Genomic DNA, 23,918 nt, shown 5'->3' on the forward strand with positions numbered 1-23,918 from the left:
CATTCTCTGCCACTTGCTGCAGTAACAACCAACCCACTCCCCGCGATAGGCGGACTAGACCCGCGAAGGAGCCGAAGTTGCCGAAGCTGAAACTGGGCGCAGTGGCGTATGCCCTTGTCGCCATCGGTCTGCTTGCGTCGGCCGTCATGGTCCTTCGACAGGTCGGCCCGTACGCCGGTGTGCACGGTTGGCCACTGGTCGCAACGGCGGTTGTAGATGCGCTGTCGGGTTTGTTGTTCGCCGTCGGTGCGGTGACCCGCCGAGGGCTCATCGCCGATGACGGACCGTGGATCTGCCGGTCCGGCTGGGTGCTGCTGGTCGGGCTGACCGCAGCTGGGGCGCTCGTCGCGTTCCTGTCTGACCAGGAGCTCAGCCCGTGGCCGACCGGCCCGGCGGTCTTCCTGCCGCATTTCATCCGGCGTTTGCAGGAGTCGTACTACGACGGCCGCTCCGAGGGAGAGCGGGAGCTGGAGATCAGAGCCGCAGTGCGCGGCGAAGAGCCGCCGCTTGCTCGGTGAACCACTGGTTGGTGCGGTCGGTCAGGTCGGCCTCGCCGGTGGTCCAGCGCTGGTGGAACCACGGGTGGCCGGTCTCGGCGCCGCGGCGTACGTAGTCCATGCACCAGACGTGGTTGCGGGCGGTCGCGTCGACCAGGCGGTCGCGGTCGGTCTCGTCCAGGCCGTAGGTGTCGGCGAAGCGCCGGAGTCGGCTCAGCGTGTGGCCGCGGCGTACGTCGGCGATGTCGGCGTCCGGGCGGAGCGGGGCCCAGAGCCGGACCGCGGTGGCGACGTCCCACAGCGCGGAGCCCGGGCCGGCCAGATCGAAGTCGATCAGGGCGACCGCGAGACCGTCCCGGAACACCACGTTGTCCAGGTTCGGATCGTTGTGACTGACCAGGTCCTCGACGTACGCCGGAGGCACCGGCTCGGCCCAGTCCAGGCCGGTGGGATCGAAGCCCGCGACTGCCTGGTGGTACTCGCGTAGCAGCCGGGCAACGCTGTCGAGCGCCTCGTCCGTCATCGACCAGGCCGGGTACGGCGGTGTCACCGTCTCGCCGGCCAGATAGGACAGCACCTCGCGCTGCTGGGAATCCACCCCCAGGAAGATCGGTGCACCGGTGAAGCCGACGCTCGCCAGGTGCTCGAGCAGCGCATGGGTGGCAGCGCTGCTCGCGCGCAACGGTCTGCGCACCGTGTCGCCGACACGCACCACCAGGCCTCGGTTGGCGGTGCCGCCGAGCAACTGCGTCTCGACTTCAGGCATCGCGCGTCAGTGTGTCTCGTCCAGTAGCGCTTTCGCCAGGGGTCCGTGCGTAACGATCCCGTTGACCAGGCCGCTGCGGACCGCGGCGCGGACGGCGTCGACCTTCGCCAGCCCGTACGGGATCGCGATCACCTCGTCGATCGCGTCCATCTGCTTGGCGCTGATCGCGATCACCCGGTCGGTGACCCGGGTCTGCACCGGCTCGCCGTCGGCACTGACGAACACCCCGGAAATGTCGGCGGCGACGCCGCGGCGGCGGAGTTGTTCACGGGCCTTCTCGTCCATCGCGTCGTACAGCGTCGACTGGCCGGCGGTCCAGGAACCCAGCCCGACCACCGCCTTGGTCACGGACTCGAAGTGACTGATCGCCTCGGCCACCTCCGGCTGCTGCCGCAACGCCCGCGCGGTCGCGGCGTCCGGCACCACCAGCGGCGCATAGAAGAGGTACGCCGGTCCACCCGACAACCGGGCCGTGTGCCGCACCAGCTCGACCGAGTTCGCCTCGACGTCCGGGCGGGACAGGGCGCCGGTGAGCTGCACAACGGGGACGGGGGCCAACGAGGTCAACTGCTCCGTCATCGCGGTGACCGCGCGCGCCCACGCGAGGCCGAGAACGTCGTCTGCGGTGACGATCTCGGACAGCAGGTCCGCGGCGGCCTTGCCGAGCTGGAGCCGCAGCGCCGCCGGGTCCTCCTCCGGCGTGTCGACGACGATCGCCCGGCGGAGACCGAGTGTCTCCTGCAGCCGGGCGGACAGGTCGATGTCGATGGCGCCCGGGTGGCTGATCTCGATCCGCACCAGCCCGCTGCTGCGCGCCTGATCCAGCAACCGCGCGACCTTGAACCGGCTGAGCCGGAACTCGTCGGCGATCTCCACCTTGGAGCGCCCGTCGACATAGTACCGGCGCGCGATCGACGCCGTCAGCACCAGCTGTGCCGGGCCGAAGGTGCTCGACTCCATGAAGCCTCCCCGCTCATATGAGCATGCCTGCGCCCTAGTGTTGCACAGACTCTTGACAGGTCAAGGGGCTTGCCGGTTCACTCGTCTACGTGAGCAGACCTCTGCTCAAATGAGCGAACCCCTCGACAGCGAAGGAGCGGCTCGTGCTGGGACAGCGGAAACGCCTCGGGGCCGTCGCGATCGCCTTCCTGGTGACCGCGGTCAGCGGCTGCGCCGGGTGGGGCGGCGGTGCGGGCGGCGGCGGCGCCGACAGCATCAACGTGCTGATGGTGAACAACCCGCAGATGGTCGACCTGCAGAAACTGACCGCCGACCACTTCACCAAACAGACCGGGATCAAGGTCAACTTCACCGTGCTGCCGGAGAACGACGTCCGGGACAAGATCAGCCAGGAGTTCTCCAGCCAGGCCGGTCAGTACGACGTCGCGACACTGAGCAACTTCGAGATCCCGATCTACGCGACCAGCAAGTGGATCGCCCCGCTCTCGGACTACATCGACCAGGATCCGTCGTTCGACCAGGACGACGTCCTCGCCCCCATGACCCAGTCGCTGTCCGGTGAGGACGGCAAGATCTACGGCGAACCGTTCTACGGCGAGTCGTCGTTCCTGATGTACCGCAAGGACGTGCTGGCCGCGAAGGGCGTCACGATGCCGGCCAAGCCGACCTGGCAGGAGGTCGCCGACATCGCGGCCAAGGTGGACAACGCACAGCCCGGGATGCGCGGCATCTGCCTGCGCGGTCAGCCCGGCTGGGGCCAGGTGTTCGCGCCGCTGACCACGGTGGTGAACACGTTCGGCGGCACCTGGTTCACCGAGGACTGGCAGGCGCAGGTCGACTCGCCCGAGTTCACCGAGGCGGTCAAGTTCTACGTCGATCTGGTCCGCGCCCACGGCGAGCTCGGTGCACCCCAGGCGGGCTTCACCGAATGCCTCAACAACACGGTCCAGAGCAACGTGGCGATGTGGTACGACGCCACGTCCGCGGCCGGCTCGCTGGAAGCGCCGAACTCACCGGTGAAGGGCAAGATGGGCTACGCCCCGGCACCCGTGGTGAAGACCGACAGCTCGGGCTGGCTGTACGCGTGGGCCTGGAGCATCCAGGAAGCCAGTGAGAAGAAGGACAACGCCTGGAAGTTCATCTCCTGGGCGTCCGGCAAGGACTACGAACAGCTCGTCGGTGAGCGGCTCGGCTGGTCGCGGGTCCCGGCCGGCAAACGCGCCTCGACGTACGAGAACCCGGCCTACCTGAAGGAGGCCGCGGCGTTCGCGGAGCCGACCAGGCAGGCGATCGAGACCGCCGACCCGCGCAACCCCGGCGTTCAGCCGCGGCCGGCGATCGGGATCCAGTTCGTCGACATCCCGGAGTTCCCGGACCTCGGGACGCAGGTCAGCCAGGACGTCAGCTCGGCGATCGCCGGGCGGATGATCGTCGAGGAAGCGCTGGAACGCGGGCAGGAGCTCGCCGACGATGTCGCCGAGCGGTATCGCTCACGAGAAGCGAAGTAGGGGAGCTGTCATGACCGTCACCACCGAGACGCCGAAGAGCCGGCACTCCGCTCCGCCGCCCGGTTCCCAGGATTCGTTGATGCGCAAGACCGGCGACTGGGCCCGGCGCGCGCCGCTGATGCCGGCGCTGGTGTTCATGATCATCGTGACCCAGCTGCCGTTCCTGGTCACCATCGTGGTGTCCTTCATGGACTGGAACGCCTACTACCCGGACGAGCGCGGGTTCGCCGGAGTCGACAACTTCCGTCGTGTGCTGACGGATGCGAACACCCGGCACGCGATCTGGGTGACGGTCGTGCTGACGGCGGGCGTCGTCCTGATCAGCCTGGTTCTCGGGTTGCTGATCGCGTTGCTGCTGGACCGGAAGTTCCGCGGCCGGGGTGCGGTCCGGACGATGATGATCACACCGTTCCTCGTCGTACCCGTGGCCGCCGCACTGTTGTGGAAGCACGCGCTCTACAACCCGACGTACGGTCTGTTCAACGGCGTGCTGAAGTGGATCTTCGGTGACAACGCGCCACAGCCGGACTGGATCAGCAACCAGCCGTTGTGGGCGATCATCTTCGCGCTGGTCTGGCAGTGGACGCCGTTCATGATGCTGATCCTGCTGGCCGGTCTGCAGAGCCGCCCGCTCGACGTGATCGAGGCGGCCGGAATCGACGGCGCGAACCAGTGGGAGATCTTCCGGTACATGACGCTGCCGCACCTGCGGCAGTACCTGGAGCTGTCGGCGCTGCTCGGCTCGATCTACATCGTGCAGAACTTCGACGCCGTCTTCGTCATCACGTCCGGTGGCCTCGGTACGGCGAACCTGCCGTACACGATCTACCAGACCTTCTACACCGCCCACGACTACGGCCGGGCCTCCGCGGCCGGCGTGATCGTGGTGATCGGCACCATCGTGATCGCGACGCTCGCGCTGCGGTCGGTGTCCACGCTGTTCCGAGAGGAGATCGGACGATGAGTGGCCAGGTGACGATCGTGAGCGGGCGGAAGAACCGTGGTGGCGGGTTCGCGCTGACCGGGCTGGCCTGGATCGTCGGGCTCCTGTTCGTGCTGCCGGTGCTGTGGATGTTGCTGACGTCGTTCCACTCCGAGGAGGACGCGGCGAAGAACCCGCCGGATCTGGCCGCACCGCTGACGCTGGACGGCTACCGGGCCTTCTTCGAGACCGGCCCATGGCCCTCGATCCTGAACTCGCTGACCGCGAGCATCCTGTCGACGGCGCTGGTGATCCTGCTCGCCTTCCCGGCGGCGTACGCGCTGTCGATCCGGCCGGTGCGGAAGTGGACGGATGTGCTGTTCTTCTTCCTGTCCACCAAGATGCTGCCGGTCGTGGCCGGCCTGCTGCCGATCTATCTGTTCGCGCAGTCGGTCTCGTTCCTGGACAACATCTGGCTGCTGATCATCCTCTACACGTCGATGAACCTGCCGATCGCGGTCTGGATGCTGCGCAGCTTCCTGGTTGAGGTGCCGGTGGAGATCCTCGAGGCGGCCTCGGTCGACGGTGCGAACCTGACCCGCACGCTCCGCTCGGTGGTGGCGCCGATCGTCACACCGGGGATCGCGTCGGCGGCGCTGATCTGCTTCATCTTCAGCTGGAACGAGCTGCTGTTCGCCCGGGTGCTGACCGGTACGGTGGCGCAGACGGCGCCGGTGTTCTTGACTGGGTTCGTGACCAGCCAAGGATTGTTCCTCGCCAAAGTCTGTGCCGCGTCCATCGTGGTGTCGTTGCCGGTGCTGATCGCCGGGTTCGCCGCCCAGGACAAGCTCGTCCAGGGTCTGTCGCTGGGGGCGGTCAAGTGACTGTGCTCTCCACCGCCGCTTTGGATGCTCTGGGCAACGAGGTCGGTGTGCCGTCGTACGACCGTACGGCGGTGCGCCCCGGCATCGTGCACTTCGGGGTCGGTGGTTTCCACCGGGCCCACCAGGCGATGTACCTCGACCAGTTGATGAACGACGGCAAGGCGCTGGACTGGGGCATCGTCGGGGTCGGCGTGCTGCCCCAGGACCGGCGGATGTACGACGTACTGAAGGCGCAGAACTTCCTCTACACGCTGGTGGTGAAGTACCCGGACGGGACGCTCGAGCCGCGGGTGATCGGGTCGATCGTGGACTACCTGTTCGCGTCGGACGATCCGTCAGCGGTGCTGGACCGGCTCGTCGACCCGGCGACGCGGATCGTCTCGCTGACGATCACCGAAGGCGGGTATCACGTCAACCAGGTGACGGGTGAGCTCGACGCCTCCGATCCTGGGCTGGCGGCTGACCTCCAGCCGGGTGCTGTGCCGGTCAGCGTCTTCGGGTTCGTGGTCGAGGCGCTGGCCCGGCGGCGGGCGGCCGGGGTCGCGCCGTTCACGGTGATGTCGTGCGACAACATCCCGGGGAACGGGCACGTCGCGCGCAAGATGCTGACGTCCTTCGCCCGCTTGAAGGATGGCGAGCTGGCCGACTGGATCGCGGCCGAGGTGCGTTTCCCGAACTGCATGGTGGACCGGATCACGCCGGTGACCGCGGACTCCGACCGCTCAGCGCTGTCCGAGCGGTTCGGCGTGGAGGACGGCTGGCCGGTGGTGTGCGAGCCGTTCACGCAGTGGGTGCTGGAGGACGACTTCGGCGGCGATCGGCCGCCGTACGAGGATGTCGGCGCACAACTCGTGGAGGACGTCGAGCCGTATGAGCTGATGAAGCTGCGGCTGCTCAACGCCAGTCACCAGGCGTTGTGCTACCTCGGTTACCTGGCCGGCTATCGATATGCGCACGAGGTGTGCCAGGACAAGCTGTTCGTCGACTTCCTGCTGGGCTACATGGATGTCGAAGGTACGCCGACCCTGCCGCCGGTGCCCGGGGTCGACCTCGATCGCTACAAGCATCAGCTGATCGAGCGGTTCGCGAACCCGGAGGTCCGGGACACGCTGGCACGGCTGTGCGCGGAGAGCTCCGACCGGATCCCGAAGTGGCTGCTGCCTGTCGTCCGCGAGCAGTTGGCGGCCGGGCGGGAGATCGGGCGGTCGGCGCTGGTGGTCGCGTCCTGGGCCCGGTACGCCGAGGGCGTCGACGAGCAGGGTGAACCGATCGAGGTCGTGGACCGGCTCCGGGACAAGCTGGTCGAACGCGCGCAGCACAACCGGAACGATCCGCTCGTCTTCGTCTCGGACCCGGATCTGTTCGGTGACCTGGCGTCCGATGACCGGTTCGTCGCGGAGTACACGTCGGCGTTGAAGTCTCTGCACGAGCGCGGTGCCCGGGCGACTCTCGAAGGCCTTGGTGGTTGATGGACACGGACACGACCATGCGGGTCGCCGTGCTGCGAGGGGCCGGGGACGTGGTCACGGAGCAGCGGGCGAGGCCGCGTCCGGGGCCTGGCGAGGTGCTGGTGAAGGTGTCGGCGGTCGGGGTGTGCGGGTCCGACACGCACTACTTCGACCACGGCCGGATCGGGCGGTTCGTCGTCGAGCAGCCGCTCGTGCTGGGACACGAGGCGTCAGGTGTCATCGTGGAGCTCGGCGCGGATGTGACTGGTCGAGAGGTCGGGCAGCGGGTGTCGGTCGAGCCCGGCCGTCCGGACTTCACCTGTGCGCAGTGCCTGGCCGGCCGGTACAACCTCTGCCCCAACATGCGGTTCTTCGCCACCCCTCCAATCGACGGGGCTTTCGCCGAGTTGGTCGTCGTACATGAGGCGATGGCGCACGTCGTACCGAACACTGTGAGCGACGACGCGGCGGCCCTGTTGGAGCCGTTGTCGGTGGCTGTCTGGGCTTGTGGTAAGGGTGCGGTCGGTGCCGGTTCGCGGGTGCTGGTCACCGGTGCCGGGGCGATCGGACTGCTCTGCGTCCAGGTGGCGCGGGCGCTGGGTGCGACCCAGATCGCGGTCTCGGACGTGAATCCCGCCCGTCTCGAGGCAGCGTTGGAGCTCGGTGCCACCGACGTGATCGATGCCCGTACGGCGAAATTGGCCGAGCTGGGCTGGTCACCGACGGTGCTGCTGGAGTGCTCGGGACATCCGCCCGTGGTCGCCGAGGGCATCCGGGCGCTCGCGCCGGCAGGCCGTGCGGTCCTGGTCGGCATGGGCGGTGACGAGCTGCCGTTACCGCTGTCGTACGTGCAGGAGCATGAGATCCAGGTGACCGGCACCTTCCGGTACGCGAACACCTGGCCGACGGCGATCGAGCTGGTCGCGAGCGGCCGGATCGACCTGGACAGGCTGGTGACGAGTCGCCACGGGCTGGAGCAGGCACCCGAAGCGTTGGCTGCCTCCCGCCGGGATCCAGCTGCGATCAAGGCGATCGTCCATCCCGGGAGCTGAGCGGCCCCCGACCCCGGCACCCGTAGCGACGCCCGGTCCAGCTGCGGGTGCCGGGCCGCTTGTGGACAACGCCGTACGCGTTCTTTCGCGGGCGGCTAGGGTTGGTTTCCGCCCGCAGGACCGGCGCTGACATGGAGGGCCGAACATGAGTCAACCCAGGCTGGTCGCCGGTGTGGACTGCTCCACCCAGGCGACCAAGGTCGTCGTGTGCGATGCCGAGACCGGAGCGGTACTGCGGGAAGGCCGCGCACCGCACCCGGACGGGACCCAGGTGGCCCCGGCCGAGTGGTGGAAGGCGTGGGAGATCGCGTCCGACGGACTGCTCGACGGGGTCGAGGCGATCTCGATCGGCGGGCAACAGCACGGCATGGTTCTGCTGGACGAGGCCGGTGAGGTCGTCCACCCGGCTGTGCTCTGGAACGACACTGCATCCGCCGACGCGACGGTGGAGCTGGTCTCCGAGCTCGGTGGGCCCGGAGCGTGGGCCGACGCGGTGGGTTCGGTGCCGGTGCCGAGTTTCACGGTGACGAAGCTTCGATGGGTGCGCGGTGCGGCGCCGGATGCGGCCGCTCGGGCTGCGGCCGTCGTACTGCCGCATGACTGGATGACGCACCGGCTGGCTGCGGACCGGAGCGGGATCTCGGGGATCACGACCGACCGGGGCGACGCGTCCGGCACTGGCTGGTGGTCACCTGCCTCGAACAGCTACCGGCCTGACCTGGTGGAACTGGCGTTCGGCCGATCGCTGGAGCTGCCGCGGGTCGCCGGGCCGGCCGAGATCGTTGGGCGGACCGCCGGCGGTGCTGCTCTCGCGGCCGGGACCGGTGACAACATGGCGGCCGCGCTCGGTCTGGACCTGCAGCCAGGGGATGTCGCCGTCTCGCTGGGCACGAGTGGGACTGCCTTCGCGCGGTCAGACAACCCGACTGCCGACCCGACGGGTCTGGTCGCCGGATTCGCCGACGCGACCGGGGGATACCTGCCGCTGGTCTGCACCTTGAACGCCGCCCGGGTTCTCTCGTCAACCGCCGGGTTGCTCGGTCTGGATCTCGAGGCCTTCAACGAGGCCGCCCTCACCTCATCGGGTAGCGATGGCTTGGTTCTGCTGCCCTACCTGGATGGCGAGCGCACTCCGGACCTCCCACACTCGACCGGCCTGATCTACGGCCTCACCCGCGCCACTGCGCAACCGGCCACGATGGCCCGCGCCGCTGTCGAGGGATTGCTGTGCGGCCTGGCCGACGCGGTGGACGCCCTCCGCGCAGAGGGGCTCCCGGTCCAGCGCATCCTCCTGCTCGGCGGGGCTGCCCGCTCGCGCGCCGTACAGGCTCTGGCCCCTGCCCTCCTCGGTGCCGAGGTCGTCCTACCCGAGCCTGCCGAGTACGTCGCACTGGGTGCCGCCCGCCAAGCTGCCTGGGCGTTGTCCGGCGCCGACGCCCCACCCACGTGGCAGGTCCCGGTCGGCAAACCCGAGCCGTCCGCCATGACAGACGGTGAAGCCGCTCGAGTTCGCTCGCTCTACGCTCACGTCCTCAGCAACACCCAACCCGTCCTCTCCACCCCGTACAACCGGTAGAGCGAGGAGCGTGGCGGCCGGTCGGCGCGTCTGACCAGCGTGGAAGAGCATGAGGGGACCGCAGCCCGCTCCGAGGAGCCGTCGCGTGCTCGGGCCAAGCGGCAGTGGCGGGTTGCGCCTGAGGGCGTGATGTTCGTGTTCGTTGCGGTGATGCTGGCGGGGGTCGGGTACGCCGAGGTCGACGACAACCGCGTGCTGGAGCGGCGGGGTGAGGTCGCGGCCGCCACCGTGGTCCGCGAGGAGGAAGGCCGTGCGCCGTTGATCGAGGTCAGGTTCGTGACCCGGGACGGGCGGACGGTCGAGACCACCACCGAGAACTACTACGAGGCCGAGGTGGGCCGGACCATCCAGGTGATCTACGACCCGATGGATCCCACTCGGCTGCAGTCCACCGACTGGGGCTACGACTACCAGACCCCAGCCATCGTCTTCGGTGGTGGCGCGGTGGCTGCCCTGATCGTCGCCTTGGTCAGGTGCTGGAGTCGGCCGGACGAACCATCGACCGACTAGAGCCGGGGGCCGAGGGGGTCGTCGTCCGGGGGGATCGGGGTCCGGCGGGTGGTGTTGGTGAGGGAGCGTTCGGGCAGCCAGAGGACGAAGGTGCTGCCGATGCCCAGTTCGGAGTGGAGTGCGACGGTGCCGCCGTGCGACTCGGCGATCTGGCGGACGATGGCCAGACCCAGGCCCGCGCGGCGTTGCCCGGTGGACGGGACGGTGGACGGGGACTGCCGTTGGCCGGAGCGGAAGAACCGGTCGAAGACGCGATCGGCGTCCTCGGCGGCGATGCCGGGACCTTCGTCGCGGACGGCGATCCACGCCCAGCCGTTGCGGCTTCCCACGGCCAGGACCAGTTCGCTGCCACCTCGAGCGAGCCGGACCGCGTTGGAGAGCAGGTTGTCGACCGCCCGCCGCAGCGCCGACGCGTCCCCGGCCGCGGTCGGTCCCGGCGACAGGCGTCGTACGACGTGAAGCTCGCGGTCGGCCGCGAGCAGTTGGTACTCCTCGGCCGCCTCGCCGGCGATCGCGGCCAGGTCCACATCCGCGTCGACGAAGGCCGGTGAGGAACGGCGGGCCGACGCGAGCAGATCCTCGACCAGCCGGGTCATCCGCTGGATCGCGCGGCTCACGATCGCGGTCGCCTGGGCCCGGTCGTCAGGGGTCGTGTCGTCATGCGCGAGGACCGCGTCGACGTTCGCCTGGATCACCGCGAGCGGATTGCGCAACTCGTGCGATGCGTCGTCCACCAACTGCCGCTGGGACACGAACGCCGACTCGAGCCGGCCGAGCATGTCGTCGACGGTGTCGGCCAGGTTCCGCAGTTCGTCCTGCGGGCCGTCCAGGGCGATCCGCCGGGACAGGTCCGTGGCCGAGATCTCCTGCGCCGTTGCGGTGATCCGCCGTACCGGCCGCAACGCGCGACCCGACAACCACCAGCCGGTGCCGAGACTGACCAGGAAGAGCGCGCCCATGCCCGCGGCCGAGTAGTTCCGCAGGGTCTGCAGGGTTTGGTAGTTGACCGCGGACTCGATACTGGACAGCTCGGCAGCCTCGATCACCTGACCTGGTTTCACCTTCAGATTGCCGTTGTGATCCTTGTAGACCTTGTTGACCTCGATCGGACTCAAAGGCTTGGGGTCAAGGAGCGACGACAACGCGACATACACCCCGCCGAGCAGCAACGCCGACAACGCGATCAGCACAGCGGAATACGTCAACGTCAGCCGGAATCGGATCGTCTGCGCCCAAGGCGGAACCTTGGCGCGCAGCGACTTCAGGAATCTCATGTGCCACCTCGGAGCCGGTAGCCGCGGCCGATGACTGTTTCCAGGACGGGGTCTTCGCCTTCTTGGGTGAGCTTGCGGCGCAGCGTGCCGACCGTCACCCGGACGCTCTGGGTGAACGGGTCGGCGTTCTCGTCCCAGACGTGTTCGAGGAGTTCCTCGGCCGAGACGACGTGCCCAGGCCGGGACATCAGATACCGCAGTACGCCGAACTCCTTCAACGTCAGCGGAAGTTCGCGGCCGGATCGGGTCGCGAGGTGGCGGGACGAGTCGAGGACGAGGTCGCCGACGTGCAGTTGGGTGCTTCCGTTGGTGACGTCGCGGCGGAGCAGGGCGCGGATCCGGGCGAGCAGCTCGACCAGCGCGAAGGGCTTGGTCAGGTAGTCGTCGGCACCTTCGTCGAGGCCGCGGACCCGGTCGGCCAGCGAGGCGCGCGCGGTGAGCATCAGCACCCTCAGTTCCCGGCCGGACGCCACCTCGATCTCGCCCCGGCGTACGGCGCGGCACAGGTCGAGGCCGCTGGTGTCCGGCAGGGTGATGTCCAGGATCGCCAGGTCGTACGCCGTGGTCGCGAGCTTCTCCATCGCCTCGGCACCGGTCGTCGCCGTGTCCACGGCATATCCGGCCCGGCCGAGTCCGGAGCGCAGCGCGCTGACCAGGCCTTCCTCGTCCTCCACCACCAGTAGTCGCACGAGACCAAGGTAGCCGGACCGGCCGGGTCGTCCAGCCTGCGCTTTCGCTGGACTTTCGCTCCGCTTTCCGGTCGTTTTCGCACTCCTTTGATGGTCTTGGGGCCAATCGATCGAAGGAGATTTGATGAACGTCCCAGGTAAACGGCTCATTCTCGGTGCGGCGGTGGCGGTGGCGGCACTCGGTGTCGGCGGGGTCGCGTACGCGGCGAGCGACGACCCGGCTCCGCAGCAGGGTTACGTGACCATCGAAGACGGCGCCACGACCCCGTCGCCAGGCACCGGCTCGGAGAACGGTCCGCAGGGCAACGGGACCGAGGGGCAGGCCCCGGGCAGCGGCAGCGCCGGGCGCAACGGCGCCGACTGCCCGGAGAAGAACGGTCAGGGCCAGGGTGAGGCGCAGCCGTCGCAGCCCGAAACGCAGCCGTCGCAGCCGTCGCAGCCCGAGCAGACCCAGCCGGACGCGGCCGAGAACGCATGACAACCCCAGACCCATCCGCCCCGGCCCGGGGAGTCGGAAGGCCGCCGGCGCCGCCCAGCCCCCAGCCCAACGCGGCGCTGGGGGCGGGGAATGGGGCGAGGCACTCCGGCCCCGGTGCGCCCGGGTGGCCGGCGTCTGGTTCGAGCAATCACGTGGAGGTAGGTGTGGAGAGGCAATCGGAGGCGCGGCGGGAGCTGGGGGTTTCGTCGGCTCTGCTGGAGCATGCGCTGTTCGAGGTGAAGCGGGTCGTGGTCGGCCAGGACCACCTGGTGGAGCGGATGCTGGTCGGGCTGCTGGCTCGCGGGCACTGCCTGCTGGAGGGCGTGCCCGGCGTTGCGAAGACCTTGGCGGTCCGGACGCTGGCCGAGGTGATCAGCGGCCGGTTCTCCCGGCTGCAGTTCACGCCGGACCTGGTGCCGGGCGACATCATGGGGACGCGGATCTGGCGGCCGTCGGCGGAGGGGTTCGACACCGAGCTCGGCCCGGTGTTCGCCAACCTCGTGCTGGCGGACGAGATCAACCGCGCCCCGGCCAAGGTGCAGTCGGCGTTGCTCGAGGCAATGGCCGAGCACCAGGTCAGCATCGGCGGCACGAGCTACCGGCTGCCCGAACCGTTCCTGGTCCTGGCGACCCAGAACCCGATCGAGTCCGACGGTGTGTACGCACTGCCCGAGGCGCAGCGGGACCGCTTCCTGCTGAAGATCACGGTGGACTACCCGAGCCCGCTCGAGGAGCTCACCATCCTGCAGCGGATGAGCGCACACCGACCGCACGCGAACGCCGTGCTCACGCCGGAGCAGGTCGCTCAGTTGCAGGAGGCAACGGACGAGGTCTTCGTGCACAACGCGGTCGCCGAGTACGTCGTCCGCCTCGTGCATGCGACTCGAGTGCCGCAGCAGTACGGCATCAACGACCTGCAAGGCGTGCTGGAGTTCGGCGCGAGCCCACGGGCCACGCTCGGCCTGGTCGCCGCCGGACGGGCGCTGGCCTTGCTGCGTGGCCGGGACTACGTCCTGCCGGCCGATGTGTACGACGTCGCCCTCGACGTGATGTCGCATCGTCTGGTCCTCACCTTCGACGCTCTCGCCGACGGTGTCGACCCGCGGGCCGTGATCTCGCGCATCCTGCACACCATCGAGCAACCGCATGTCGTCCCCGCCGACGACGCCCAGGGGTCGGCAGCATGAACGAACACAGCCCGGACCTGCTCAAAGGGCGGGAGCGGGCGCTGCGGACGCTGGAGCTTTCGGTCAAGCGGAAGCTGGAAGGCTTCCTGCACGGCGACATCACCGGTCTGCGGAGCGGTCCGGGCAGCGAGCCGAACGAGGCACGGCCGTACCAGGCCGGCCAGGACGATGTCCGCCGGATGGACTGGAACGTCACGGCTCGTTCGCTCGAACCGCACGTGCGGGCGCCGCTGGCGGAGCGGGAACTGGAGACCTGGGCGTTGCTCGACGCATCGGCCAGCATGGACTTCGGTACGGCGCTCAGCGAGAAGCGGGATCTCGCCATCGCCGTCGTCGGGGCGGTCGGTCTGCTCGCGGACGGTCCTGGCAACCGGCTCGGTGTCCGCATCGCCGTCGGTGACCAACTGTCCCGGATCCCCGACGTCGGTGGGGCCGCAGCACTTCGCCGTACCCTGCGAACGCTGTTGTCGTTGCCTAGGGCAACACCCGGCGAACACCCGGCCGTGCCGCTCGGCGCGGCGATCACCCGGCTCAACCGGGAGCATCCACGCCCCGGCCTGCGGGTGGTCGTCTCGGACTTCCACGACGAGACCTGGGCGGACCCGCTGCGGCGGCTGTCCGCGCGGCACGAAGTGATCGCCGTCGAGGTGCTGGACCCGCGCGAGCTCGACCTCCCCGAGGTCGGCCTGCTCACGCTGGTCGACCCGGAGACGGGCCGGCGCCGCGAGGTGCAGACCAGCAGCCGGAAACTGCGCCGGAGGTACGCCGACGCGATGAGAACCAAACGTGAACAGACCACTCGCGACATCCGGGCCGCCGGCGCGGCGCATCTCGTGCTGCGGACCGACACCGACTGGGTCCGCGACGTGGCCGCCTTCGCCGCAGCCCGCCGCCGCGCGAGCACCCGCCGGAACCCGATCGGAAGGACCGGTATCCGATGAGATTCGAGCAACCCCTGTGGCTCTGGCTGCTGGTGCTGGTCGTGGCGCTGATCGCCGCGTACCTGGTCGCCCAGCGCCGCCGCAGCAAGTACGCCGTCCGGTTCGCGACCCTGCCGATGCTGGAGAAGGTCGCACCGACTCGGCCCGGCTGGCGCCGGCACGCGCCGGCCGTGGCCTTCCTCGCCGCCTTGACTGTGCTGACGATCGCGATCGCCCGCCCGGTCGCCGACATCCGGGTCCCGCGCGAACGCGCCACCATCGTGGTCGCGATGGACGTGTCGAACTCGATGGCCGCGACCGACGTCGCGCCGAACCGGTTCGAGGTGGCCCAGCAGGCCGCGGTCGAGTTCGTCCAGGAACTGCCGGAGAAGTTCAACGTCGGCCTGGTCTCGTTCGCCCGGACCGCGACCGTGGTCGCGCCGCCGAGCACCAACCACCAGGCCACCGTGGACGCGATCAACGGTCTCGAACTGACCGACAGCACCGCGATCGGCGACGCCGTCCTGACCAGCCTGCAGGCGGTTCGCACGATCGACCCGGAGGATCCGCCGCCGAGCCGGATCGTGCTGCTGTCCGACGGCGGGAACACCTCCGGCAGTCCGATCGACGAAGCCGCCGACGCCGCGGTCCAGGCCGGCGTACCGGTCTCGACGATCGCGTACGGCACCGCCGAGGGCACCGTGAACATCGAAGGCCGGGACATCCCGGTCCCCGCCGACACCGAGGCGTTGCAGAGCCTCGCCGACGCGACCAGCGGTGAGTCCTATGCCGCCGAGAGCGACGAGCAGTTGCGCGACGTCTACTCCGACCTCCAGTCGTCGATCGGCTGGACCACCGAACCACGCGAGATCACCAACCTGGTGGCGGGAATCGCCCTGGTCGCCGCGCTGCTGGCCGCCCTGGCCTCGCTGCTCTGGTTCTCGCGCCTCCCCTGACTGGCAAGCGCAGTCCTGAGCCGTGAAGGAGCCTTCGATGAGCCCTCATCTCGGTCACCCGTTCCGTGGGCCGCACTACGCGCCCGGTCCACCCCCTGCGGCGCCGTTGCCGGTACTGGAACCGCCGTACCCCTTCTCCGTCACCCCGGCCTCCGCTGGGTCGGCTCCCCCCTCTCCGGCTGCGGCACCTCAGGCCGGGGTGACGGTCTCACCAGCAGGTACGACGGCACGCCGCGGCCGGATCCTGGTCGCCAGCATCGCGCTGTCGATCGTGGCCGGCGGGCTGGCCGGCGCGGTGACGGGATCGCGTGATCCCGAGGCCGCGTCGGTCGAACTGCCCCAGGCGGCCGCACCACCCGCGGCCGCCCAGGGCTCGATCACCGCGGCGGCGGCGAGTGTGCTGCCCGGCGTGGTGTCCGTCCGGGCCGGCCGCTCGACCGGTTCCGGGTTTGCGATCGACCAGGAAGGTCACGTGGTCACCAACGCACACGTGGTGGAAGGAGCGAGCGATGTCTCGCTGGTCCTGTCGAACGGCCGCCGGGTCGACGCCGAGATCATCGGCGCGGACGAGGACAACGACCTCGCCGTACTCCAGGTCTCGGCCGCTGACGCCGAGGGACTGCGTGCGCTCACGCTCGGCCGGTCCGCACAGTTGCAGGTCGGCGACCCGGTGCTGGCCGTCGGCTCACCGCTCGGGCTGGAGGGAACGGTGACCGCCGGTATCGTCAGCGCGGTCGACCGGCAGGCGCGGTTCGGTGACAACGGCAACCGCCAGTCGGCGATCCAGACCGATGCCGCGATCAACCCGGGCAACTCCGGCGGCCCGCTGGTCAACTCGGCCGGTCAGGTGGTCGGCGTCAACACCGCCATCGCCACCCTCGGCAGCACCTCCCGCTCCGGCAACATCGGCATCGGCTTCGCCATCCCGGTCGACCGGATGAAGACCATCGTCGAAGGACTCATCAACTGACGTGGAGAAAAGCCTCGGCCAGAGCGGTACGGGCGTAGAGGACCAAGCGGCCCGACCGATGTGACGTGACCAGCCCGGCGGCGCGTAAGGCACTCAGGTGCTGGGACACACCGCCGGGCGTCAGGCCGGTGCGGGCAGCCAGTTCGGTGGTCGATCGTGGACTGCCGAGCTGGTTGAGCAACTCGGCCCGAGACCGGCCCAGTACGGCGGCCACACCGGCCGGAGCCGGATGCGCGGAGTCGTCCCAGAGAGTGGCGATTCCGCGAGCGGGGTAGGTGAGTGTCGGCTGCCACGGCGGGATCGTGCTCGAGTAGACCGTCGGCCAGACGAAGGCGGACGGCACCAGCAACAGCCCTTCACCAGCCAGCTGCCGGACGCCGTGAAAGCGCCGGTGCCTGATGTGCAGGGAGTCGCCACGCCATTTCACTGTCGCGGCCAGGTCGTCGAACAGTCCGGCCGGACCGGCCAGGCCGAGTTGCCGGCCGCGGTAGCGCAGATCGCCCTCCAGCAAGGCGCGGATCCGGCCCCAGTGCGGTGCGATCGCCAGGTCCCAGTAGGTCTGCACCTGCTCGGCCAGTAACGCGATCCCGGCCACTGGATCGGCGTACAGGGCGGCGACAGCATCGGACGGAAGGTCGCGCGCCGCCGGAAGCCGGCGCGGGACCGATGCCTCGGCCAACGAGCCGAGTGGATGACTTCGGGCGTACGCGAGTACGTCGAGATCCGCACGGACCTGGTCGGCCGGGACACGCCGCAGTACGCCGAGATCCGCGGCCAGGTCGGGGAACGGGCTGTGCGGCGGCGGGGTGAGGAAGTCCGGGGTGTACCAGACACCGGGATCGACGAGATCGAACAGCAGCCCCAGGTCGACGCCCGCGATCCGCTCCTTCGCCGTCCGCGCCCAGCGGTCGTGGAACTGGTGCGGCCGCCGCGTCATGAGCAGCCGGATGCTCGCGACCACCTCCCACAACGGCGACACCGCGATCCGGGTGCGGGCCAGATCGGGCACGGTGAAGGTGATCGTCAGCATTCAGCCCAGCCTAAATCAATTCACTCGGCGCTCCGGCGATCCGAGGGTTGAGGCCATGACGATGCGACTCAAGATCGGCGAGCTGGACATTCATCGACTTGGCTTCGGCGCGATGCGGCTGACCGGCTACCGGCCGGTGGCGGACCGGGGGGACGCGATCCGGGTGGCCCGGCGGGCAGTCGAGCTCGGCGTCGACTTCATCGACACCGCCGACGCGTACGGCATCGGGGCCAACGAGGAACTGCTCGCCGAGGCCCTGCATCCGTACGGCGACGTGGTGATCGCGACCAAGATCGGCCACACCCGTCCGTCGCCGCGGGAGTGGATCCCGTTGGGGCGGCCGGAGTACCTCAGACAGGCGGCCGAGCTGAGTCTCCGGCGCCTGCGGGTCGAGCGAATCGACCTGCTGCAACTGCATCGGGTCGACCCGGCGGTTCCGTTCGCCGACCAGCTGGGCGCCCTGGCGCAACTCGTGGACGAGGGCAAGGCGCGGTACGTCGGACTGTCCGAGGTGACCGTCGATCAGCTGACGGAAGCGCGCCGTTCCGTCGACGTCGTCAGCGTGCAGAACCGCTACAACCTGACCGACCGCGAGCACCAGCCCGTGCTGGACTACTGCACAGCCGAGGGCATCGCCTTCATCCCCTGGGTCCCGATCGCGCTCGGCGCGCACGCAGGGTCGCGGGTGTTGGCGGAGATCGCGGCCGAGTCCGGCGCGACGGCGGCGCAGCTCTCGCTGGCGTGGTTACTGCACCGGTCGCCGGTCGTCGTACCCATCCCGGGCACGAGCTCCGAAGTCCACCTGGCCGAGAACGTCGCCGCGGCCGATCTCCACCTGACCGCCGATCAATTGTCCCGACTGGACGCCTTCAGCGGCTGAACAGCGCGTAACGGATGCGGGCCCTAGAGTTGGTGGATGGTGTTCTTCGGTGGACTGCTGGGCCTGATCGGGCTGGCGACCCTGGTCTTTCGCGACGGCGAGGTCGCCGGGTTGCCGGCGGTCGGGGTCGGCGTGGGCCTGCTGGTGGTCGGGGCCGCGGTGAGCGGCGTTGGCGTCGTCCGGCGGCGGTCGCTCAAACGCCGGCGGGCGGCGCGCGGCGAACCGGAGCCGATCGGGGACGTGTTCGAGCGGGCTCGGGCGCTGCCCAGACTGTTGCGGGCCGCACGGCGCGGCGACTACCCCGGGCTGCCTACCAGCCGGATGGCTCTGTGGGGGCTGGCGCTGGTCTACCTGGTGTCGCCGATCGATGTGCTGCCGGAGCTGCTGCCGATCATCGGGGTGGCCGACGACGCGGGCGTGGCGGTCTGGCTGCTCACGAGCGTGTCGACGGCGACGGGTCTCTACCTTCGTCATGAGCGTGACCGTCTTCCGGGAAAGCTGCCGGGCAGTGGCGGAGCCAGTCGGTGATGTCGGCGGCGGCTTCCTCGGGGTGCTCGTAGGCGAACAGCTGTAAGCCGTCGGTGGGAGGCGCCGGGTCGTTGAGGCGGGTGGCCGCGGCGAGGAGCTGGTGGGCGGATGCCAGTACGAGCTCTGCCTGCGCAACGGCCTCGGCCGGGTCGTGCAAGCTGACTGCCGACCGGGCCAGGTCGGCGACCTCGCAAGCCTGGTAGGCCATCGCGAGCTGCGCGCGGTTCACCGGAACGCTCGCAGGAAGAACAGGGCGGTCATAGCGACCGCGGTGGTGAGGACCAGAGCACGCAGTACGGCGGCCGGCAGCCGGCGAACCAGATGGGCACCGGCATAACCGCCGACGACAGCACCGACCAGCAGCGCGACCAGTTCGAACGGTTGCCCAGTGACGTCGGCGGCGAACAGGAAGATGACGCCGGCGGTGAGGTAGACGGCGGCGACCTGGTTCACCCGCAACGGATTGCCCTTGGCCGGGTCGAGCGACGTGGTCGCGGTCCAGAACGCCAGCATCATCAACCCGACCGCGCCACCGAAGTACCCGCCGTAGATCGACAGCACGAACTGCCCGGCCAGGATCACCGCGGGTCCGGGCGTGCCCAGCCGGATCGCCTGGGTGAGCCGCCGGCCGAACGCGAGCACGATCGTCGCGAACGCCAGCAACCACGGCACCGCCGCGTCGAAAGATGCTGACGGCAACCACAGCAGCAACCCGGCGCCGAGCGCGCCGCCGACCACGCTGGCCAGCGTCAGCCCGAGTGTCGACGGTTGCTGGAAGGCGTGGATCTCGCGCCGGTACACCCACGCGCTGGTCGCGTTGCCGGGCAGCAGGGCGACGGTCGTGGTCGCGTTCGCGGTGACCGGAGGCATGCCGGTGGCGACCAGCGCGGACAGTGCCACGAAGCTCCCGCCACCGCCGACGGCGTTGAGGGCGCCGGCGGCGACACCGGCCAGGAGGATCATCAGCACCCTTCGAGCATCACGGCTCGACCGGGGCTCCACAATGCGCGATCCTCGTAGTCAGCCTAAGGCTGGGACGTAGGCTAGACCTCATGCGGTACGACCTGGACGACCTCAGACTCTTCACACATGTTGCGGCAGAAGGCTCGATCACCGGCGGCGCGCGGGTGATGCACCTGAGTCTGCCTTCGGCCAGCGCGCGGGTCAGGGCCCTCGAAGCGCAGGCCGGCGTACCGCTCCTGATCCGCGAGCGCCGCGGTGTCCGGCTCACCCCCGCTGGCGCCACCCTGGCCCGACACGCCCGCGAGGTCCTCGCCGAGACCACCCGCCTGGACAGCGCCGTCGCGTCGTACGCCGTCTCCCGCACCGAGCCGATCCGGCTGGTCGCCGGCGGCTCCGCGATGCACCAGCTCGTCCCCGCCGCGCTCGCCACCTTCCTGCGCGACCATCCCGAGTACGACGTGAACGTCCGGGAACGCCGGACAGTCCGCAGCGTGCGGATCCTGGCCTCCGGTGAGGCCGATCTCGGCGTGATCCTCGACGACGAACCCACCGATCTCCGGACCGAACCCCTCGCCGACGACTCGCTCGTCGTCATCGGCCAGGCCGGCGGTGTCCTGTCCGGCCGCACCTCGATCGCGTACGCCGAAGTCGCCGAACATCCCCTGGTCGGCCTCGACCGCGGCTCACCCCTCACCCAGTGGATGGACGACCGCCTTGGACCCCACGCCCCTGCTCCTCGCTACCGCACGCTCGTGCCGACCCTGCACACCCTGATCACCCTCGCCACCGCGGGCGCCGGCCTGGCGATCGTTCCCCGCCGGGCCGTCGACGCGAACACCGCGGTCGAGATCTGCCCGCTGCAGGATTCCTGGTCCACCCGCGCCCACCTGCTCTGCTACGCCGCGAACGCCCCCGAGTCCGCGCACCTCCTGGCCGCCCACCTGCACGCGGCAGCTAGCGTGCGGGTATGACTGCGGACGAGGCGATTCCCCTGCAGGCGTTCAGTGCGCTGCTCCACAGCGACAACGTGGCCACTGTCTGCCGGGCGCTGAACATGTACCAGGTGGCTGCGTCGTACACGCGGTTGTCCGGAGGGAATCCGTTGGAGCCGCTCGGTGGTGAGGTGCGGCAGGTGGCGCGGGAGGTGCTGTCGCGGCCGCCGATCGCCGGTGATGCGGAGCTGCGGGCGGCGTTCGATCATCTGAGTGCGCTGAACGTGCTGACGAGTCTTGCCGAGGCCGAGGACGCGGCGTTGATCGCGGCGGTGCTCGAGGGCACCAGCGACGCGGACGTGCGTGCGACGGCTCTGCTCGCGGCGGCCGCCGTACCTGCCGATGGTTTGCCGGACGCGCGGTTGCTCGGGGCCCTTGACACGATGGCTCTGGACGAGACGCTGGCGGAGCGGGATCGGGCCCGGGCGCATGCTGTGCGCGAAAAGCTGACGGGGTCCTAGGACCTCTCGGATAGCGTGCAGCCATGCGCGCGTTGACAGTGGAAGAGGCCCGGATCCGGGCGGCAGACCTTGCAGTCCGGTCGTACCGGGTCGACTTCGATCTGACCGGATCGGGAGACACCTTCGTCACCACCAGCCGGATCCGGTTCGGGGCGACGAGTGACTCGACCTGGGTGGACGTCAAGCCCGAGCGGTTGCTCGCGGTCGAGCTGAACGGCGCCGCGCTGGACGTCGGCCTGCTGGCGGAGGGCAGGTTTCCACTGACCGGTTTGCAGGCCGAGAACGAGGTCGTGGTGACCGCGGAGCTGAAGTACTCCGTGGACGGCGAGGGCCTCGTGCGATCGGTCGACGCGGCCGATGGACGCGTCTACACCTACGGGATGTCGTCGCTCGAGTCGGCGCCCCGCTACTACCCGTGTTTCGACCAGCCGGACCTCAAAGCGCCGTACACGGTGACGGTGAAGTGCCCCGAGGACTGGGTGGTGCTGGGCAACGGTGCCGCCACCCAGGTCGGCCCGGGGCAGTGGGAGCTGGCCGAGACGAAGCCACTGGCGTCGTACTTCGTCACGATCGTCGCCGGCCCGTATCACCTGATCAGGAGCGAGTACGACGGGATCCCGCTCGGACTGGCCTGCCGGCAATCGCTGAAGGAGCACCTGGAGCGGGACGCCGAGGATCTGTTCCGCACGACCGGGCAGGCCTTTGACGAGTACCACCGGATGTTCCGGCAGCGGTACCCGTTCGGTGAGTACTGGCAGGCGTTCGTGCCGGACTTCAACCTCGGCGCGATGGAGAACCCGGGCTGCGTGACGTTCGCGGATCACCTGGTCTTCCGCAGCAAGGTGACCGAGGCCGAGCGCAGTACCCGGGCCCGGATCGTCGTGCACGAGATGGCGCACATGTGGTTCGGCGACCTGGTCACCATGAAGTGGTGGAACGACATGTGGCTGAACGAGTCGTTCGCCGAGTACATGGCCCATCGGGTGTCCGAGGACGCGACCGACTACCAGGGCAACTGGACCGACTTCGGCTTCGTCCGCCGGTGGTGGGGGATGCAGACGGACCAGAGCAGCTCGACCCACCCGGTCGCGCCGGACAGCCTGAAGGACGCGCGCCAGTCGCTCGACGACTTCGACGGGATCTCGTACGCCAAGGGTGCCGCGGTGCTCAAGCAGCTCGCGAAGTACCTCGGTGACGACGTGTTCCTGAAGGGCGTCAACGCGCACCTGGAGTCGCACGAGTACGGCAACGCCGATCTGCACGAGTTCATCGCCAAACTGACCGAGGCCGGCGCGCAGGACCTGGACAACTGGTCCGCGCAGTGGCTGCGGACGTCCGGCCTGGACACAATCACGGCCGAACGCACCCCGGCCGGTGTCATCCTGCGTCGCGCCAGCCCGGACGCGTCCCGCCGGCCGCACAAACTCAGTGTTCGTGGGTACGACGCCGACGGCAGCGGACAAACCGTCGACGTCGTCCTCGACGGCGACTCCGTGGAAGTTGCCCTCAGCAATGACCTCGCCGTGATCGTGCCGGATGCGGACGACGACACCTGGGCGAAGATCCGGCTCGACGCGACCAGCCTCGCGAACCTCCCGGCGGTACTGCCGAAGATCGCCGACGGCACCACTCGAGCAGTGATCTGGAACTCGATCCGCGATGCCACCGCACACGCCGAGCTCGATCCGCGCCAGGCACTCGACCTCTTCGCCACCGCGATCCAGCACGAGGACAGCGATATCGCGGTCGGCTCGCTGGTCCGCTGGCTGGAGGAGCGGGTGCTCGGCGGCTACCTTCCGTACGACGAGTCGCGCGGCGCCGTCGCGGATGCCTTGGGCAACAAGCTGGCGACCACGGAGCCCGGCAGCAGCCTGCAACTCGCGACCGTGCGCGGTTTCATCGCGACCACGTCGGAGGCTGAGCTGCTGACGGCATGGCTCAGCGGTGAGCGGACGCCGGACGGTCTGGAGATCGACGCGGATCTGCGCTGGTCCCTGGTCCTGCGGCTGGTCCGGCTGAATGCGTTCGGGGCGGCCGAGATCGACGCCGAGTTGGTCCGGGACACTTCGACAGAGGGCGTCAACCACGCCGCCCGCTGCCGGTCGGCGTTGGCCGACGGCAAGGAAGCGGCCTGGACCCGGATCATGACGGATCCGACCATCGGGGTGAAGGAGTTGCTGGCCGCGGCCGAGGGCTTCTGGCATCCCGGTCAGGCCGCGGTCACCGCGCCGTACGTGCAGCGCTTCTTCACCGACATCCACCGGACGGCCGAGATCAGGGCCGGCATGGTGGTGGCGCTCACCGTGCACCGGATCGTGCCGGAGTTCGTCATCGAGCCGGACCTGCTGGCCCGGGCCGAGGCGCTGGTCGCGGACGAGACCGTTGCCCCGAGCATCCGCCGGCAGACCGCCAACTTCGCCGACAACCTGCGCAAGGCGGTCGCGGTACGCCGTACCTACGGGTGACA

The 23,918-nt window shown here is 69.4% G+C and carries 24 protein-coding genes; 18 read left to right on the forward strand and 6 right to left on the reverse strand.

Annotated features, from left to right (window positions below; translation table 11 throughout):
* The first annotated feature begins 77 nt into the window (after nucleotides 1–77).
* Nucleotides 78–518, forward strand: a complete 441-nt coding sequence (locus tag ACGFIF_RS13045; RefSeq protein ID WP_393154455.1) for a hypothetical protein — start codon at nucleotides 78–80, stop codon at nucleotides 516–518.
* Here ACGFIF_RS13045 and ACGFIF_RS13050 read toward each other — a convergent pair.
* Complete coding sequence (locus ACGFIF_RS13050) at nucleotides 475–1,263, reverse strand: phosphotransferase (RefSeq protein ID WP_393154456.1); 789 nt, start codon at nucleotides 1,261–1,263, stop codon at nucleotides 475–477. The genes ACGFIF_RS13045 and ACGFIF_RS13050 overlap by 44 nt on opposite strands.
* 6 nt (nucleotides 1,264–1,269) lie before the next feature.
* On the reverse strand, nucleotides 1,270–2,223 hold the full coding sequence (locus ACGFIF_RS13055; RefSeq protein ID WP_393154457.1) for a sugar-binding transcriptional regulator: 954 nt from the start codon (nucleotides 2,221–2,223) through the stop codon (nucleotides 1,270–1,272).
* A 143-nt stretch (nucleotides 2,224–2,366) separates the two neighbouring features.
* On the opposite strand from ACGFIF_RS13055, the gene ACGFIF_RS13060 reads away from it, so the two are divergent.
* The 7 genes from ACGFIF_RS13060 (at nucleotide 2,367) to ACGFIF_RS13090 (ending at nucleotide 10,123) form a co-directional block, all read left to right on the forward strand.
* Nucleotides 2,367–3,731, forward strand: coding sequence for an ABC transporter substrate-binding protein (locus tag ACGFIF_RS13060; protein WP_393154458.1), 1,365 nt, complete (start codon nucleotides 2,367–2,369; stop codon nucleotides 3,729–3,731).
* Nucleotides 3,732–3,741: 10 nt separating this feature from the next.
* Nucleotides 3,742–4,695 carry a carbohydrate ABC transporter permease gene (locus tag ACGFIF_RS13065; protein ID WP_393154459.1) on the forward strand — a complete coding sequence of 318 codons (954 nt, stop codon included), beginning with the start codon at nucleotides 3,742–3,744 and terminating at the stop codon, nucleotides 4,693–4,695.
* Entirely contained in the window at nucleotides 4,692–5,537 is an 846-nt protein-coding gene (locus tag ACGFIF_RS13070) for a carbohydrate ABC transporter permease (protein ID WP_393154460.1), read from the forward strand. Before ACGFIF_RS13065 ends, ACGFIF_RS13070 begins: the two co-directional genes overlap by 4 nt.
* Nucleotides 5,534–7,006 carry a mannitol dehydrogenase family protein gene (locus tag ACGFIF_RS13075; RefSeq protein WP_393154461.1) on the forward strand — a complete coding sequence of 491 codons (1,473 nt, stop codon included), beginning with the start codon at nucleotides 5,534–5,536 and terminating at the stop codon, nucleotides 7,004–7,006. Before ACGFIF_RS13070 ends, ACGFIF_RS13075 begins: the two co-directional genes overlap by 4 nt.
* Nucleotides 7,006–8,037, forward strand: coding sequence for an NAD(P)-dependent alcohol dehydrogenase (locus tag ACGFIF_RS13080; protein ID WP_393154462.1), 1,032 nt, complete (start codon nucleotides 7,006–7,008; stop codon nucleotides 8,035–8,037). Before ACGFIF_RS13075 ends, ACGFIF_RS13080 begins: the two co-directional genes overlap by 1 nt.
* Before the next feature lie 145 nt (nucleotides 8,038–8,182).
* Nucleotides 8,183–9,613: a xylulokinase gene (xylB, locus tag ACGFIF_RS13085; protein ID WP_393154463.1), complete on the forward strand. Its 1,431-nt coding sequence runs from the start codon at nucleotides 8,183–8,185 to the stop codon at nucleotides 9,611–9,613.
* A gap of 39 nt (nucleotides 9,614–9,652) precedes the next feature.
* Nucleotides 9,653–10,123, forward strand: coding sequence for a DUF3592 domain-containing protein (locus ACGFIF_RS13090; RefSeq protein WP_393154464.1), 471 nt, complete (start codon nucleotides 9,653–9,655; stop codon nucleotides 10,121–10,123).
* Here ACGFIF_RS13090 and ACGFIF_RS13095 read toward each other — a convergent pair.
* Nucleotides 10,120–11,397, reverse strand: a complete 1,278-nt coding sequence (locus ACGFIF_RS13095) for a sensor histidine kinase (RefSeq protein WP_393154465.1) — start codon at nucleotides 11,395–11,397, stop codon at nucleotides 10,120–10,122. The genes ACGFIF_RS13090 and ACGFIF_RS13095 overlap by 4 nt on opposite strands.
* Nucleotides 11,394–12,086, reverse strand: a complete 693-nt coding sequence (locus ACGFIF_RS13100) for a response regulator transcription factor (protein WP_393154466.1) — start codon at nucleotides 12,084–12,086, stop codon at nucleotides 11,394–11,396. Before ACGFIF_RS13100 ends, ACGFIF_RS13095 begins: the two co-directional genes overlap by 4 nt.
* A gap of 124 nt (nucleotides 12,087–12,210) precedes the next feature.
* Here ACGFIF_RS13100 and ACGFIF_RS13105 point away from each other — a divergent pair, with 124 nt between their 5' ends.
* From ACGFIF_RS13105 to ACGFIF_RS13125, 5 genes are all read left to right on the forward strand, one after another.
* Entirely contained in the window at nucleotides 12,211–12,564 is a 354-nt protein-coding gene (locus ACGFIF_RS13105) for a hypothetical protein (protein WP_393154467.1), read from the forward strand.
* 164 nt (nucleotides 12,565–12,728) lie between these two features.
* Nucleotides 12,729–13,751: an AAA family ATPase gene (locus ACGFIF_RS13110; protein WP_393154468.1), complete on the forward strand. Its 1,023-nt coding sequence runs from the start codon at nucleotides 12,729–12,731 to the stop codon at nucleotides 13,749–13,751.
* A complete protein-coding gene (locus tag ACGFIF_RS13115) occupies nucleotides 13,748–14,692 on the forward strand; it encodes a DUF58 domain-containing protein (protein ID WP_393154469.1) in 945 nt (314 codons plus the stop codon). Before ACGFIF_RS13110 ends, ACGFIF_RS13115 begins: the two co-directional genes overlap by 4 nt.
* Complete coding sequence (locus ACGFIF_RS13120) at nucleotides 14,689–15,627, forward strand: VWA domain-containing protein (RefSeq protein ID WP_393154470.1); 939 nt, start codon at nucleotides 14,689–14,691, stop codon at nucleotides 15,625–15,627. Before ACGFIF_RS13115 ends, ACGFIF_RS13120 begins: the two co-directional genes overlap by 4 nt.
* A gap of 37 nt (nucleotides 15,628–15,664) precedes the next feature.
* Nucleotides 15,665–16,597 carry a S1C family serine protease gene (locus ACGFIF_RS13125; RefSeq protein WP_393154471.1) on the forward strand — a complete coding sequence of 311 codons (933 nt, stop codon included), beginning with the start codon at nucleotides 15,665–15,667 and terminating at the stop codon, nucleotides 16,595–16,597.
* On the opposite strand, the gene ACGFIF_RS13130 is transcribed toward ACGFIF_RS13125, so the two are convergent.
* The gene (locus tag ACGFIF_RS13130) at nucleotides 16,590–17,627 is read right to left on the reverse strand and encodes a DUF5937 family protein (protein ID WP_393154472.1); all 1,038 of its coding nucleotides are present in this window, start codon (nucleotides 17,625–17,627) and stop codon (nucleotides 16,590–16,592) included. The genes ACGFIF_RS13125 and ACGFIF_RS13130 overlap by 8 nt on opposite strands.
* 55 nt (nucleotides 17,628–17,682) lie before the next feature.
* Here ACGFIF_RS13130 and ACGFIF_RS13135 point away from each other — a divergent pair, with 55 nt between their 5' ends.
* Both ACGFIF_RS13135 and ACGFIF_RS13140 read left to right on the forward strand, forming a co-directional pair.
* On the forward strand, nucleotides 17,683–18,507 hold the full coding sequence (locus tag ACGFIF_RS13135) for an aldo/keto reductase (protein WP_393154473.1): 825 nt from the start codon (nucleotides 17,683–17,685) through the stop codon (nucleotides 18,505–18,507).
* 36 nt (nucleotides 18,508–18,543) lie between these two features.
* Nucleotides 18,544–19,035 carry a YkvA family protein gene (locus ACGFIF_RS13140; protein WP_393154474.1) on the forward strand — a complete coding sequence of 164 codons (492 nt, stop codon included), beginning with the start codon at nucleotides 18,544–18,546 and terminating at the stop codon, nucleotides 19,033–19,035.
* A 225-nt stretch (nucleotides 19,036–19,260) separates the two neighbouring features.
* Here ACGFIF_RS13140 and ACGFIF_RS13145 read toward each other — a convergent pair whose 3' ends face one another.
* A complete protein-coding gene (locus ACGFIF_RS13145; RefSeq protein WP_393155466.1) occupies nucleotides 19,261–19,998 on the reverse strand; it encodes a sulfite exporter TauE/SafE family protein in 738 nt (245 codons plus the stop codon).
* An 89-nt stretch (nucleotides 19,999–20,087) separates the two neighbouring features.
* Between ACGFIF_RS13145 and ACGFIF_RS13150 the strand changes: the two genes are divergently transcribed.
* Genes ACGFIF_RS13150 through pepN form a run of 3 tightly spaced genes read left to right on the forward strand, consistent with a single transcriptional unit; the run spans nucleotide 20,088 to nucleotide 23,916 of the window.
* Nucleotides 20,088–20,969, forward strand: a complete 882-nt coding sequence (locus tag ACGFIF_RS13150) for a LysR family transcriptional regulator (protein ID WP_393154475.1) — start codon at nucleotides 20,088–20,090, stop codon at nucleotides 20,967–20,969.
* Nucleotides 20,966–21,451: a hypothetical protein gene (locus ACGFIF_RS13155; RefSeq protein WP_393154476.1), complete on the forward strand. Its 486-nt coding sequence runs from the start codon at nucleotides 20,966–20,968 to the stop codon at nucleotides 21,449–21,451. The genes ACGFIF_RS13150 and ACGFIF_RS13155 overlap by 4 nt, the downstream gene beginning before the upstream one ends.
* Before the next feature lie 23 nt (nucleotides 21,452–21,474).
* Nucleotides 21,475–23,916 carry an aminopeptidase N gene (gene pepN / locus ACGFIF_RS13160; RefSeq protein WP_393154477.1) on the forward strand — a complete coding sequence of 814 codons (2,442 nt, stop codon included), beginning with the start codon at nucleotides 21,475–21,477 and terminating at the stop codon, nucleotides 23,914–23,916.
* Nucleotides 23,917–23,918: the final 2 nt, after the last annotated feature.

The organism is Kribbella sp. NPDC049174 (assembly GCF_043197365.1).
GTDB lineage: Bacteria > Actinomycetota > Actinomycetes > Propionibacteriales > Kribbellaceae > Kribbella.